Annotated in this window: 13 protein-coding genes and 1 riboswitch; of the genes, 8 read left to right on the top strand and 5 right to left on the bottom strand. The window is 71.9% G+C overall.

Annotated features, from left to right (window positions below):
* Positions 1 to 12: 12 nt before the first annotated feature.
* The 4 genes from AB0230_RS02150 to AB0230_RS02135 form a co-directional block, all read right to left on the bottom strand.
* Entirely contained in the window at positions 13 to 468 is a 456-nt protein-coding gene (locus AB0230_RS02150) for a Fe-S oxidoreductase (protein WP_315993223.1), read from the bottom strand.
* Positions 465 to 1277, bottom strand: coding sequence for an arginase family protein (locus AB0230_RS02145; protein WP_315993222.1), 813 nt, complete (start codon positions 1275 to 1277; stop codon positions 465 to 467). The genes AB0230_RS02150 and AB0230_RS02145 overlap by 4 nt, the downstream gene beginning before the upstream one ends.
* 62 nt (positions 1278 to 1339) lie before the next feature.
* Positions 1340 to 2095, bottom strand: coding sequence for a PspA/IM30 family protein (locus AB0230_RS02140; protein ID WP_315993221.1), 756 nt, complete (start codon positions 2093 to 2095; stop codon positions 1340 to 1342).
* 89 nt (positions 2096 to 2184) lie between these two features.
* Entirely contained in the window at positions 2185 to 4293 is a 2109-nt protein-coding gene (locus AB0230_RS02135; RefSeq protein ID WP_366373733.1) for a TPM domain-containing protein, read from the bottom strand.
* A 126-nt stretch (positions 4294 to 4419) separates the two neighbouring features.
* Here AB0230_RS02135 and AB0230_RS02130 point away from each other — a divergent pair, with 126 nt between their 5' ends.
* From AB0230_RS02130 to AB0230_RS02110, 5 genes are all read left to right on the top strand, one after another.
* Positions 4420 to 5253, top strand: a complete 834-nt coding sequence (locus AB0230_RS02130; protein WP_366373731.1) for a DUF3097 domain-containing protein — start codon at positions 4420 to 4422, stop codon at positions 5251 to 5253.
* Between the two features lie 59 nt (positions 5254 to 5312).
* A complete protein-coding gene (gene trmB, locus AB0230_RS02125) occupies positions 5313 to 6035 on the top strand; it encodes a tRNA (guanosine(46)-N7)-methyltransferase TrmB (RefSeq protein WP_366373729.1) in 723 nt (240 codons plus the stop codon).
* The gene (locus tag AB0230_RS02120) at positions 6032 to 6892 is read left to right on the top strand and encodes a CPBP family intramembrane glutamic endopeptidase (protein ID WP_366373727.1); all 861 of its coding nucleotides are present in this window, start codon (positions 6032 to 6034) and stop codon (positions 6890 to 6892) included. Before trmB ends, AB0230_RS02120 begins: the two co-directional genes overlap by 4 nt.
* Positions 6893 to 7060: 168 nt before the next feature.
* A riboswitch (guanidine-III (ykkC-III) riboswitch) is annotated at positions 7061 to 7123 on the top strand.
* A gap of 13 nt (positions 7124 to 7136) precedes the next feature.
* Positions 7137 to 7460, top strand: coding sequence for a multidrug efflux SMR transporter (locus AB0230_RS02115; RefSeq protein ID WP_366373725.1), 324 nt, complete (start codon positions 7137 to 7139; stop codon positions 7458 to 7460).
* A gap of 129 nt (positions 7461 to 7589) precedes the next feature.
* On the top strand, positions 7590 to 8906 hold the full coding sequence (locus tag AB0230_RS02110; RefSeq protein WP_363392825.1) for a hypothetical protein: 1317 nt from the start codon (positions 7590 to 7592) through the stop codon (positions 8904 to 8906).
* A 67-nt stretch (positions 8907 to 8973) separates the two neighbouring features.
* Here AB0230_RS02110 and AB0230_RS02105 read toward each other — a convergent pair whose 3' ends face one another.
* Positions 8974 to 9252 carry a hypothetical protein gene (locus tag AB0230_RS02105; protein ID WP_315993214.1) on the bottom strand — a complete coding sequence of 93 codons (279 nt, stop codon included), beginning with the start codon at positions 9250 to 9252 and terminating at the stop codon, positions 8974 to 8976.
* A 110-nt stretch (positions 9253 to 9362) separates the two neighbouring features.
* On the opposite strand from AB0230_RS02105, the gene AB0230_RS02100 reads away from it, so the two are divergent.
* From AB0230_RS02100 to AB0230_RS02090, 3 genes are all read left to right on the top strand, one after another.
* On the top strand, positions 9363 to 10538 hold the full coding sequence (locus AB0230_RS02100; RefSeq protein WP_363392822.1) for a GAF domain-containing sensor histidine kinase: 1176 nt from the start codon (positions 9363 to 9365) through the stop codon (positions 10536 to 10538).
* A gap of 139 nt (positions 10539 to 10677) precedes the next feature.
* The gene (locus AB0230_RS02095) at positions 10678 to 11181 is read left to right on the top strand and encodes an SRPBCC family protein (protein ID WP_315993212.1); all 504 of its coding nucleotides are present in this window, start codon (positions 10678 to 10680) and stop codon (positions 11179 to 11181) included.
* Positions 11178 to 12659, top strand: a complete 1482-nt coding sequence (locus AB0230_RS02090; protein WP_366373722.1) for an NAD(P)/FAD-dependent oxidoreductase — start codon at positions 11178 to 11180, stop codon at positions 12657 to 12659. Before AB0230_RS02095 ends, AB0230_RS02090 begins: the two co-directional genes overlap by 4 nt.

Genomic DNA, 12659 nt, shown 5'->3' with positions numbered 1-12659 from the left:
AGGGAGGGCGGGTCAGCTGCCGCGGGGCACGTAGTTGCCCTCGATGAGCCCGGCCTCGATCTCGAAACGGTTGCGCAGCGGATCCCGTCCCGCGAGCGCGTAGAGCAGGGGCATGAGGAAGCCGTAGCGCTGCCACTGCCGCCGGTGCACGGCCTCGTGTCCGAGGACCACGTCGGTGGGCCGGTCGTCGCCGGTCAGGAAGCATCCGCCGACGCACACGCCCCCGCGGGGGAACGCCCACGCGGGCAGACCGCGGAACACCCACAGGCCGCCGCGCCTCTCGATGCGCCCGGTGCTCCAGATCGAGCCCCACACCCATCCCACGGTGCACCCGTACCAGTAGCCGACGCGGCTGATCGGGGAGTCGAGCAGGATGCCGGGGATGAACCGGTCGAGACGGCGCCCCCGAGCCACGGCGCGATCGGCGCGCTCGCGCCAGCCGGCCGGCGGGCGGGGGATCGGGCTCACGCGAGCGCTCCGATCAGACGGAGGATGGTGCCCAGGTCGTCGACGGCCGCCGCGGGACTCGACGGCGAGAACTCGGTCAGCGTGGCCCCCGCGAGCGGCAGGCGTTCGCGCAGACGGCGGACGGATGCCACGACGTCGGCCGCGCGCGCACCGAACGGCTCGGGCAGGGCGACGCCCGTCATCTCCGCCGGGTCGAGCACGTCGAGGTCGACGTGCACGTGGACCCGCGCGGCGCCGGTCGCGAGGACCGCGTCGGCGAGGGCATCGGGATCCGCCAGGTCGGCAGGGGCGAGGACACGCATGCCGTGCTCCGAGATGTAGCGCTGCTCCTCGGCATCCAGGGCCCGCGTTCCGGCGAGGACGATGCGGGAGGGGGAGATTGCGGGCTCGAGACGGTGGGGTGACTCGCCCTCGCCGGCGATGGCGCGCAGCACCATGCCGTGGAACGCCCCGCTGGGGGAGGACTCCGGGGTGTTCAGGTCGGCGTGCGCGTCGATCCACACCACCGCCAGGTCGTCGCCCGCGACGGCCGAAACGGCCCCGAGTGCGACTCCGCAGTCGCCGCCGATCACCACGGCGGGCCCGTCTGCTCCGCGGACGGCGTCTTCGATGCGTTCGCGCATGCGGACGAGAGCACTGAGACGGTGCACACGCGTGCCCTGTGCGTCCCCGGCCTCGGTCGGTGCGTCGAGCACCGTCGTCGAGGCGCGGGGGAGGTCGCCGGCGATGGCCTCGGCGCCGTCGACGAGTTGCATCGCACGCGACGACGAGGAGCCCTGCCACTGCGGGGCGACGATGAATCTGGCCATGGTGTCCTCGCCGGAGACGGGAGCGCGCCGCCCGGTGGACGGACGGCGCGCTCGAGGGTCGATCAGAGCTGGTCAGGGCTGGGGGCGTCGATCGCCGCGCGCTGCGGGCCGCCGACCTTCAGAGCGGCAAGACGCGCCTCGACCTCGGTCAGCTCGCCGACGTCTTCGAGCGCGTTGAACTGCGCGTCGATGCTCGATGCGGCCAGCTCCTGCTTGCCCGCGGCGAGGGCCTCTTCACGGCGGATCTTGTCTTCGAAGCGCCCGAGCTCGCTGGTGGGGTCGAGGACGTCGATCGACTTGACCGCGTCGTGCACCTTGTTCTGCGCCTCGGCGACCTTGGCGCGGGCCGTGAGCTCGTTGCGCTTGGCCTTGAGCTGCTCGAGCTTGGTCTTCATGCCGTTCAGGCCGTCTTTGAGCTTGTCGACGACCTCGGTCTGCGACGCGATCGTGGGAGCGGCGGCCTTGGCCTCGCCCTCGGCGGTGATCTGACGCTGCAAGGCGATCTTCGCGAGGTTGTCGAACTTGTCGGCCTCGCCGACGTTGCCGGCCGCGCGCAGCTCGTCGCCCTTGCGGCTGGCGGCGAGGGCCTTGTTGCCCCACTCGGCCGCGGCCTGGACGTCTTCCTGGTGGTCCCGCTCGAGCAGACGCAGGTTGCCGATGGTCTCGGCGATGGCGGACTCGGCGTCGGCGATCGAGTTCGAGTAGTCGCGCACGAGCTGGTCGATCATCTTCTGCGGGTCCTCGGCCTGATCGAGGAGCGCGTTGATGTTCGCGCGGACGAGGGTCGAGATGCGACCGAAGATGGACTGCTTGGCCATGCGGGGTGTTCCTTCCTGAGGGCGACGATGTCGAGTCTGGTGTCGGATGCTACGAATTCTCTGTGATCGGCGGCCGTGCCGCGAGGGGATCAGCGGCGTCGGCCTCCTCCGCCCCCGGCGCGGCCGCGGCCGCCTCCGCTCGAGAAGCCGCGGCCGCCTCCGCTGCGCGATCGTCCGCCGCCCGAGAACCCGCCGCCGAACCCACCGCCGCCGGAACGCGAACGTCCGCCGGAGAATCCGCCGCCGCCCAGGCCGCTCAGTCCGCCCAGCCCGCCGAGGGTGCCGAGACCGCCGCCCCCGAAGCCGCCACGGCGTCGTCCGCCGCCGGAGAGCGCGTTGATGGCGATGCCGCCGAGGATGGCGCCCATGAGGTCGCCGCCGCCCCCGCTCCCGCCGAACGACCCCACGTCGTTCTGGGCGAGCGAGGCGGCTTCGCCGGCTTTCTGCGCCGCACGCTGGGCCGTCGTCAGCGCCGCCGCCGGATCACTCGCCCGCAGCTGCTCGGCCTGCACCAGCGCGGCACCGGCCTCGGCGAGGCGGGTGCGGGCGGTCGGCCCCACGGCGCCTCGCCGCGCCGCGATGAAGTCCTCGGTCGCGTTGACCTGCGCGCGGGCCTGGGCGAGCACGGTGTCGAGCTGGCCTTCGGCGCGGCGGCGGCGCTCCGCGGCGTCGCGCGCGGCGTCGAGCACGCCGTCGATGGTGGCGTTCGCCTGCTGCAGTCCGTCGACCGCGCGCAGCGGGCTCGGACGCTCGGCCGAGAGGAGCGCACGCGCGGCGTCGAGCTGCGAGCGCGTCGATGCGGCCGCGGCGGCGACCCGGCCGTCAGGGTCGGGCAGGGCCTCGGCGGCGACGAGGTCGCCCTCGATCTCGGCGACGAGGGCCCCTGCGCGCCGAGCGGCGTCATCGAGGGCGGTGCCGAGGGTGGTGATCGCCTTCTCGAGCGTGTCGGCCTGGGCGACGGCTGCCTGGGCGGCGCGGATGGCGACCGCCGCTTCGCCGGCGCGTCCCGCGGAGAGGGCGGCGTCGGCCTCCGTCTCCTGGGCGGCGGCGAGGTCGAGACGCGAGCGGGCCTGGGCGGGATTGTCGGCGACGGGGCTGAGCGCGTCGTCGGCGAAGCGGGCGCGCAGGCGTTGCAGCTCGAGCTCCGCCGCGGCGAGGGCGGAGGCGACGGCCTCGCGCCGGGTGCGGGCGGTCTGCAGGGCGGCCGGGGCGTCCGCTTCGAGGGCGCGGAGCTCGTCGAAGGCCGCGGCTCTGGCATCCAGGGCCTCGTCGGCGCTCTGGCACAGGCGCAGGATCTCGGCGTAGCCGGCTCGTCGCTGATCGGGGGTCTCAGGGGTGTCGTCGTCGAGCTGCTGCTGCAGGGCGAAGGCCCGGTCGAGGTCGGCTTTGGCCTGAGCGAGGGTGTCGGCGAACGGGGCCGCGGCCTCGTCGCCGAACTGGGCGCGGGCGAAACCGAGCTCCTGCTCGCTGGTCTTCACGGCGTCGTCGGTCGCGACGAGCGCGGAGCCTGCGCGCCGGGCGAGGTCGTCGACGCTCTCCGCGGGCGGCGTCGCGGTGGCGGCCGACCGGTGCTTGCGGAGGAAGAGCCACAGCAGCACGCCGGCGATGGCCAGCAGGAGCACCGCGACGAGGATGATCGGCCCGAGGGCGGGCCCGCTGTCGGTGGCGGGAGTCGGAGGGGGAACGGGCATGTTGCCCCCGGCTTGCGCGTGCGCGGTGCGGATGCCGTCGGCGGCGGCGATCGCCGCGCCCGCGTCGTCTCCGGCCTCCAGTGCCGGCTGGATGCGTTCCTGCTCGATCGACGTCAGCTGGGCGGCCGAGAGCTCCCCGTCGTCGACGTCGCCGGAGAGGTAGAACGAGAACGTGTCACCGTCGATGGCGATCGCGAGCACGTACTGGTGCGGTCCGAGCTTGTTCTGATTGGCCGTGTCGTTCGCCCAGTCCTGCGCGTCGGCGGGATCGGTGAAGGCGTCGACGAAGACGACCCACAGATCGAGGTCGGTCTGCTCCGACAGCGCCACCAGCCGCGACTGCACCTCTGCCTCCTGCGCATCGGTGAGCGCGTCGATGCGGTCGACGACGTAGCTCGAGCCGAGGGAGGGAGGGGGGACGGCGACCGCGGCGAGCGGCACCCCCAGGATCGCGACGAGCGTCAGGAAGGCGACGGCGACCGCCCGGACCACTTTCGGCACCCGCATGCATCCCCCTTCGGTGCGCAACGGATCCACCCTATAAACGACCGCCGACACCGGGATAGGCGCGGCGCGTCCGCTGCCGGCGGACAGGCGCGACGCCTAGGCTCGAACGCTCGGAGGTACAGCACCATGGACGACCGGTACGGAACGGACGTGCTCGCCCGCGGATGGCGCGACGCCGGACGCGTCAAGGCCGCCGAGGTCGCGGCATCCGCGGATCTCGTCGTGGAAGTCGCGGGCGACGGCTACGTCGGCGCGGTGACGCGGGTCGAGGGCATGAACGTCGAGCTCGAGGACCGCTTCGGCAAGCGCCGCCTCTTCCCGCTCGGCGGGGGGTTCCTCGTCGACGGCAAGCCCGTGGTGCTCACCGCGCCCGCCGCGGCACCCAAGGGGCGCACGCGCACCGCATCCGGTTCGTTCGCGGCGCAAGACCAGCGTGCCCGCACCGCCCGCGCGAGCCGCATCTTCGTCGAGGGAAAGCACGACGCCGAGCTCGTCGAGAAGGTCTGGGGCGCAGACCTGCGCGCCGAGGGCGTCGTGGTCGAGTTCCTCGAGGGCGTCGATCTGCTCGAAGAGAAGCTGGATGCCGAGCCCCCGACCGCAGAGCGCCGCTACGGCGTGCTCGTGGACCACCTCGTCCCGAACTCCAAGGAGTCGCGCATCGCCGAGAAGATCGCGCGCGGCCGCCACGGCGCCCACGTGCGCATCGTCGGCCACCCCTTCGTCGATGTGTGGCAGTGCGTCACCCCGCGCGCCCTCGGCATCGCCGCGTGGCCCGAGGTGCCGCGCGGGATCGAGTGGAAGGTGGGCATCTGCCGCGCCCTCGGCTGGCCCGCCGAGGAGCAGGCCGACACCGCCCGCGCCTGGCAGCACATCCTGTCGAAGGTCACCACGTTCCGCGACCTCGAACCGGCCCTGCTCGGCCGCGTTGAGGAGCTCATCGATTTCGTGACCGTCCCGTGAGCGGCCGCAAGGTGCCTGTGCGCCACACCCCCGAGGGGCAGCCGAATACCCTGGATGCCATGGACTCCGCCCCCGTGTTCCGCGACAAGCCGGTGTCGTTCGTGCGCCGCAGCGGCCGCATGTCGGAGGCGCAGGACCGCGCGTGGGCCGAGCTCTCGCCGTTCTACCTGCTGCCGGTCGAACGCGCCGCCGCTGCCACGAGCGTGAAGGCCGGCACCGCGGTCGACCTCGCCGCCGTCTACGGTCGCGCGGCGCGCCTGGTCGTCGAGATCGGCTCGGGGCAGGGACACCAGATCGTCTCGGCCGCAGCCGCCGACCCCGACACCGACTTCCTGGCCGTCGAGGTCTTCACCGCGGGACTCGCCCGCACGATGCTCGACGCCGACCGCGAGGGCGTGAAGAACCTGCGCCTGGTCGAGGCCAACGCGCCGGAGGCACTCGAGCATCTGTTGCCCGCGGCAAGCGCCTCCGAGCTCTGGGTGTTCTTCCCCGACCCCTGGCACAAGAACAAGCACACGAAGCGCCGCCTCGTCGCCCCCGACTTCACGCGCATCGCCGCCCAGGCGCTCCGCCCCGGCGGCACCCTGCGCCTCGCGACCGACTGGCAGGACTACGCCGACCAGATGCGCGAGGTGCTCGACGCCGCGCCCGGGTTCGAGCGGGCGTTCGCGGGGGAGTGGGCGGAGCGCTTCGAAGGGCGCGTTCTCACCGCGTTCGAGCGCAAGGGGCTGCGGGTCGGCCGCGACATCCGCGACCTCACCTACACGCGGGTCTCGCCGTGACCGCGCACACCGCGGTGCCGGTCCGCGAGCGTTCCACGTGGACGCCGAAGCTCGTCCCGGCGCTGTTGGTGTGCCTCGCCGCCCCGGTGCTGTTCGTCGTGCAGGTCGTGTGGCTCGGGTGGGTCCTGCTCGCTCTCGCCGTGGCATCCGCCGTTCTCGTGGATCGCCGCAACGGCGTCGCCCTCGCCCGCTCCGATGAGCCGAGCATCGCCCGCGACGTCTCGCTCGTCGCGATCGGCCAATTCATCGTCAGCCTGATCCCGCTGCACGCCGAGCTCGACAACGCGGCCTTCGTGCGGTTCACGCTCGCTCTCGGCGGGGCGGTCGTCGTGCCGTACGTGATCTCGCGCTTCGTCTACCGGGATCGCGCGATCGCGTTCCCCTGGCGCGGCGGCGGACGCTGGACCTGGTGGCAGTGGGCGTGGCTCGCCGGCGTCATCGTGCTCGGCTACCTGATCCTGCCGTTCTACTTCATCACCTCCGGTGTCTACATGAACTGGCCCGAGGTGACGACGCCGGAGCTCATCGCGCGGCTGTTCGTCGGCGTCGGCGCGGTCGGCATCTGGGACGAGCTCTTCTTCATCTGCACGGTCTTCGTGCTGCTGCGCCGGCACTTCCCCGACCTGACGGCGAACCTGCTGCAGGCCATCGTGTTCGTCTCGTTCCTGTGGGAACTCGGCTACCAGGCCTGGGGACCTCTGCTCACGATCCCGTTCGCGATCGTGCAGGGCTTCCTCTTCCTCAAGACCCGCTCGCTCTGGTACGTCGTGACGGTGCACCTGCTCTTCGACGCCGTGGTCTTCGGCGTGCTCGTCCACGCCCACAACCCCGGCGCGGCATCCATCTTCCTGATCTGAAGCCGGACGCCGGATGCCGGGAGCCCGTCTGCGGCCGAGGCCCGGGCGACCCCGTGTGAACGCTCCGGCGTGGGGGAAACGCCCGGCCGGAGCGTTTCCCCCACGGGGCGGCGTTCACTCGAGTCGTGCTGCACGGGTCCTGCCCAGGCGCGGACGCTAGCCTGGGCACCGGACGCCCACCGCGCCCCCGGACGAGGGATCAGTACCCGGACAGCGACAAGACTGGCCAAGGAGCTGCATCGTCATGTCGTGGATCATCCTCATCCTCTCCGGTGTCCTCGAAGCCGTCTGGGCCACCGCCCTCGGTCGGTCGGAGGGCTTCACCAGGCTCTGGCCGAGCGTGATCTTCGGCGTGGCCCTGGTGGCATCCATGGGTGGGCTCGCCGTGGCGATGCGCGAGATCCCCACCGGCACGGCCTACGCGGTCTGGGTCGGGATCGGGGCCGCGCTGACGGTCGTGGTCGCCATGGTGACCGGCACCGAGGCGATCTCGGTCGTGAAGGTGCTCCTGGTGCTCGGCCTGGTCGGCTGCGTGATCGGCCTGAAGCTCGTGGGCGACACCCACTGACCTGGGGTTTCCGCAGAAGTCAACCGGATGGAACGGTCAGTTTGATCCGGTACGATCACGCCCAATTGCACTTCTCCGGGCCAGACACCGTCGTCACTCGCCCTCGTCTTCCCCTGTGAAAGGTTCCGAGTGAGCGCACCGCCGAGCGAGCTTGTCACCCCGACGCAACCGTCGAGGGTCATCGGGCGTCCGTCGCGACGTCTCGATCGTCTGCGCGAATCCCGCGTCGGTCGCGCGCTGCGGCAGTACGGCAGTGACGTCCTGCGCCGGCCCGAGGGCATTGTCCCCATCGAGCGCGGGGCCTTCACTCGCATCCTGATCCTGTGGGCGATCGCGCGCACGGTGAACTTCGGGCTCCTGTGGGGCTTCTACTCGATCGCCAAGGCGGCGCGCTGGGGCTTCGGCCCCGACAGCGAGCGTCTCGGCACGTTCTTCGACTACCTCACCGGGTGGGATGCCGATCGCTACGGCCAGATCGCCGCCCAGGGCTACCCGATGTCGCTGCCGATGAACGTCTCGGGCGACATCCTCCCCAACAACTGGGCGTTCCTGCCGGTGTTCCCCACGATGGTGCGCGTCATCTCGGGCACGACCGGTCTCGGCTGGCAGCCGGTCGCCATCCTGTTGAGCCTCGGGGCCAGTCTCGGCGCCACGTGGCTGCTGTTCGTCCTGCTGCGCACCGTCGCCAAGCCGCAGCCGGCGTGGTGGGCCGTGGTGTTCTTCTCCTTCGCGCCGATGTCGTTCCTCTTCGTGATCGGCTACAGCGAGGGCCTGTTCATGCTGCTGATGTTCGCCGGCATGCTGCTGGCGATCAAGCGGCGCTATCTGTGGATCCTGCCCATCGGCCTCATCACCGCGTACACGCGGCCGGGGGTGCTCGCCCTGGGCCTGGCCCTGGGCATCGTGTTCCTCGTGCGCTTCTTCCGCCGTCGGGTCGACCCGTTCCCGGTCCGCGAATGGGCGTCGCTCATGGCATCCGGGCTGGTCATCGCGGTGGCGGGGCTCTCCTGGAACCACATCGCCCAGTTCGTCACGGGAACGCACAACGCCTACATCCGCACCGAGCTCGGGTGGTGGCTCGACTACGTCGGCAACGACGAGTTCACGCCCTTCACTCCGTGGTTCCGTCAGGCGGGTACGCACCTGGGTGTCGTCGGCATCGTGCTGGTGATCGCCCTCATCGTGGCGTTCCTCGCGCTGATGTGGTCGCGGCCCGTCCGCAAGCTCGGCCTCATGGTCGTCGCGTACGGCTTCAGCTACGGCGTGTACATCTTCGCGGTGTTCCTGCCCCAGCAGAGCACGTTCCGTCTGCTCATGCCCATGGCGCCGCTCATGGGCGACGAGCGATGGTCGTCGACGCCGCGCCGGCGCACCGCCATCCTCGTCGGCTGCCTCGTGCTGCAGGCCGTCGCGATCCTCCTGCTGTGGACGCGCGGCAACCCGTGATCCTCGCCTGAACGGCGGAAGGGGGCGGTGCCGATCCGGCATCGCCCCCTTCCGCGTGTGTTCGGATTCAGTCCGGCCGTCCGCCCGGGTCGACCGCGTCGACCACGGCCTCCTCGACCGCGTTGTCGGCGACCGTCTCGGCCGAGCCGATCGCCTCGTCGTCGTCCTCGGCGAAGGCGCCGGCTGCGTCGGACCCCTTCGCTTCGTCGCCGACCCCACCCGCCGGGGCGGGCTGCGTCTCGGGCGGGAGGGGGACGGTCGGTTCGGACGGCGCCGGCGTGGTCGGCTCCGCGGGAGTCGGTGCGCTGGGCTCGGACGGGGTCTGGGGGAAGGTCGGGGTGCTCATGCCGCGACTCTGCGCTACGTGGCCATCGCGCGCGAGCCCCTTCCTCTCCCGGCCGTCCCGGTGTAACCCGCAGCCGCTAGGCTCGTCGGCGAGAACACCAGGGGGATGCCGTGTCGACTGCGCACGATGTGACCAGGCGAGACGCGATCGCTCAGTACCGTCTCGTGGGCGAGCCGTCCGAGCCCGACCTCCAAGGGCTCGTCGAACTCGCCGCGACCGTGTGCGGGGTCCCCACCGCCGTCATCAACATCATCGACGACCGGATGCAGCATCAGGTCGCCGCCGTCGGCATCCGGGCTGCGTCATGCGAGCGCGAGGACTCGATGTGCGCGGCCGTCATCTCCCAGCCGGGCCGCGTCGTCGTCGCCGACGCCCGGCTCGATGACCGCTTCGCCCTCAATGCCTTCGTCACCGGCGAGGTCGCGAACGTGCGCTTCTACGCCTCCAGCCCGCTCATCACGCCGTCGGGAGTGGCGATCGGCACGCTCTGCGTCTTCGACGACGAGGTGGGGGAGCTCTCGGATGCCAGCGCTCACGCGCTCGACCTGCTCGCCCATCAGGTGATCGACGTGCTGGAGCTGCGCCGCGTCCAGCGCGACCTCGTCGAGTCGAACCAGCAGCTGGAGAACTTCGCGACCCAGGTCAGCCATGACCTGCGCAACCCGCTCACGGCGTTGACGGGTTTCCTCGAGCTCGCCGCGGACAGCCCCGAGATGGCCGACGCCCCGCGCGCGGCGCAGTCCCTCGCCCGCGCCGAAGCCGCGGCCGGTCGGATGACGTCGATGGTCACCGACCTGCTCGACTTCGCCCGGATAGGCGGCGCCCGCCCCCATATGACGCAGGTCGACGTGGCCGAGACCGTCGACGCGGTGCTCGAAGACCTCGACGGCGCGCTGGTGCGCACGGGCGCGGAGGTCACGGTGGTCGCCTCGACGTTCGTCCGGGGCGACGACACCCTGCTGCGCGTCCTGCTGCAGAACCTCATCGCCAATGCCGTCAAGTTCACCGTCGCGGCCGAGAAGGTGCCCGACGTCCGAGTGAGCGTCGAGACCCTGCCCGACGGCTGGCGGATCAGCGTCGACGACAACGGCGATGCGGTGCCGACGGAGTTGCGCGAGCGCGTCTTCGAGCCCATGCAGCGCGGGCACGGCGCCGACGTGCAGGGCATCGGCATCGGCCTCGCGACATGTCGACGTATCGTCGAGGCGCACGGCGGGACGATCGGTCTCGACGCCTCCCCGGCGGGTGGGACGCGCGCGTGGTTCGTCCTCCCCGCGGCCGCGTGAGCCGACCGCGGCGCCGATATCGGCCGAGGCGCTGAGGCGCAACCACCGCGACGGATGTCGGAGGCGGACCGTAGCGTGAGGGCTGTCGGGGAAGTCCTCGGCATCCGTCCGCATCCGAGACGACGAGGAGGAGCGACGCATGGCCCGCAACGTCCGTCTGCTGCACTGCACCCCGGAAGACGTCTTCCGCGTCCTCGAGAACGGCTGGCTCTACCCGTTGTGGGTGGTCGGCACCTCGCGGATGCGCGATGTGGGGGAGTCCTGGCCCCAGGTGGGGGCGACGCTGCACCACTCGTTCGGGTCGTGGCCCCTGCTCGTGAACGACACCACGATCATGCGCGTCTGGGATCCGCCGCATCGCGCGGTCCTGGAACCGCACGGCGGCCCGATCGGCGTCGCGCGCGTCGCCATCGACGTCAAACGACGGGGCGAGGGATGCGTCGTGCGCATCCAGGAGGAGCCCGTCACGGGGCCGACCCGGCTGTTGCCCGACACCGTCTTCGATGCCATCACCCGCTGGCGCAACGCCGAGACGCTGCACCGTCTCGCCTACCTCGCGGAGGGCGGCGCACCCGGCACCGAGGGCGGTGCCGACGCGATCGGCCACGAGTCGACCGCCGAGAGGGAGCCGATCCGACGATGAGCGAGACCTACGACGCCGTCATCGTCGGTTCCGGTCCGAACGGCCTGGCCGCTGCCGTCACCCTCGCACGCGCCGGGCTCTCGGTCGGCGTCTACGAGAAGGCGCCGACCTTCGGCGGAGCCGCGTCCACCGCGGAGCTGACGCTCCCGGGCTTCCACCACGACGTGGGGTCGGCGGTGCACCCCCTCGCCCTCGAGTCGTGGTTCTTCCGCGAGTTCGGTCTCGACCGTCGCGTTCCCCTGATCGTGCCCGAGGTGTCGTACGCGCACCCGCTCGACGGGGGGCGCGCCGCGCTGGCGTTCCGCGATCTCGCGCGCGCCGCCGACGGTCTCGGCGTCGACGGGCCCGCCTACGAGCGGCTGATGCGCCCGCTCGTCGATCATCTGCGCGGCGTCGCCGACTTCACGGGGAATGCGCTGCTGCGCATCCCCGGCGACCCTCTCGCGGCGTTCTTCTTCGGCATCCGGGCCCTCGAGCAGGGCGGTCCGTGGTGGAACGCGCGCTTCCGCGAGGAGGCCGTGCCGAGCATGATCACGGGCGTGTCCGCGCACACGATCCTTCACCAGCCGAGCCTCGCGGCCGGGGGAGCGGGTCTGGTGCTGGCCACCTACGGGCACGGTCGCGGGTGGCCGATCCCGGTCGGCGGCAGCCAGGCGATCGCGGATGCGATGATCGCCGACATCCGTGCGCACGGCGGCGTCCTGCACGCGGGGGTCGAGGTGACCTCGCTTGACGAGCTCCCCTCCTCGCGTGCGGTCCTGCTCGACACCACCCCGCGAGCGTTGATCCGCCTCGCCGGAGACCGGATGCCGGCGGCATACCGCCGAGCGCTGCAGCGGTTCCGGTACGGCGGGGGCGTGGCGAAGGTCGACTTCGCGCTGTCCGAGCCGGTGCCGTGGGCCGATCCCGACGTCGCGCGCTCCGGGACCGTCCACATCGGCGGTACCCGGGCCGAGATCGCCGCGGCCGAGAACGCGGTCGCGCGCGACGAGCTCCCCGACGCCCCCTATGTCCTCGCCGCTCAGCCGACATTGTTCGACCCCACGCGCGCGCCCGCGGGCAAGCACGTGCTGTGGGCGTACACGCACGTGCCGTCCGGGAGTCCGGCCGACCGCGAAGAGGCCATCGTGCGGCAGATCGAGCGTTTCGCGCCGGGTTTCCGCGACACGATCCTCGCCTCGAGCTCGCGCACCGCGGTCGACATCGCCACGTGGAACCCCAACTTCCCGGGCGGTGACATCTCCGCCGGTGCCCCCACCCTGACGCAACTGCTCGGCCGGCCGGTGTACAGCCCCGACCCCTGGCGCACCCCGATGAAGGGCGTGTACCTGTGCTCTTCGTCGGCGAGTCCGGGGCCCGGCGTCCACGGTCTTGCCGGGTGGCAGGCCGCGCTGAGCGCCCTGCGCCACGAGTTCGGAACGCGCCTGCGTCCCGATCTCGCCCCCCGCGGCGACCAGCTCCTCCCCGCGGCGCGCTAG

Origin of the sequence: Microbacterium sp. NPDC089190, assembly GCF_040701795.1 — a bacterium.
Taxonomy (GTDB): Bacteria; Actinomycetota; Actinomycetes; order Actinomycetales; family Microbacteriaceae; genus Microbacterium; species Microbacterium galbum.
This window is presented reverse-complemented; position numbering and strand designations above follow the sequence as displayed.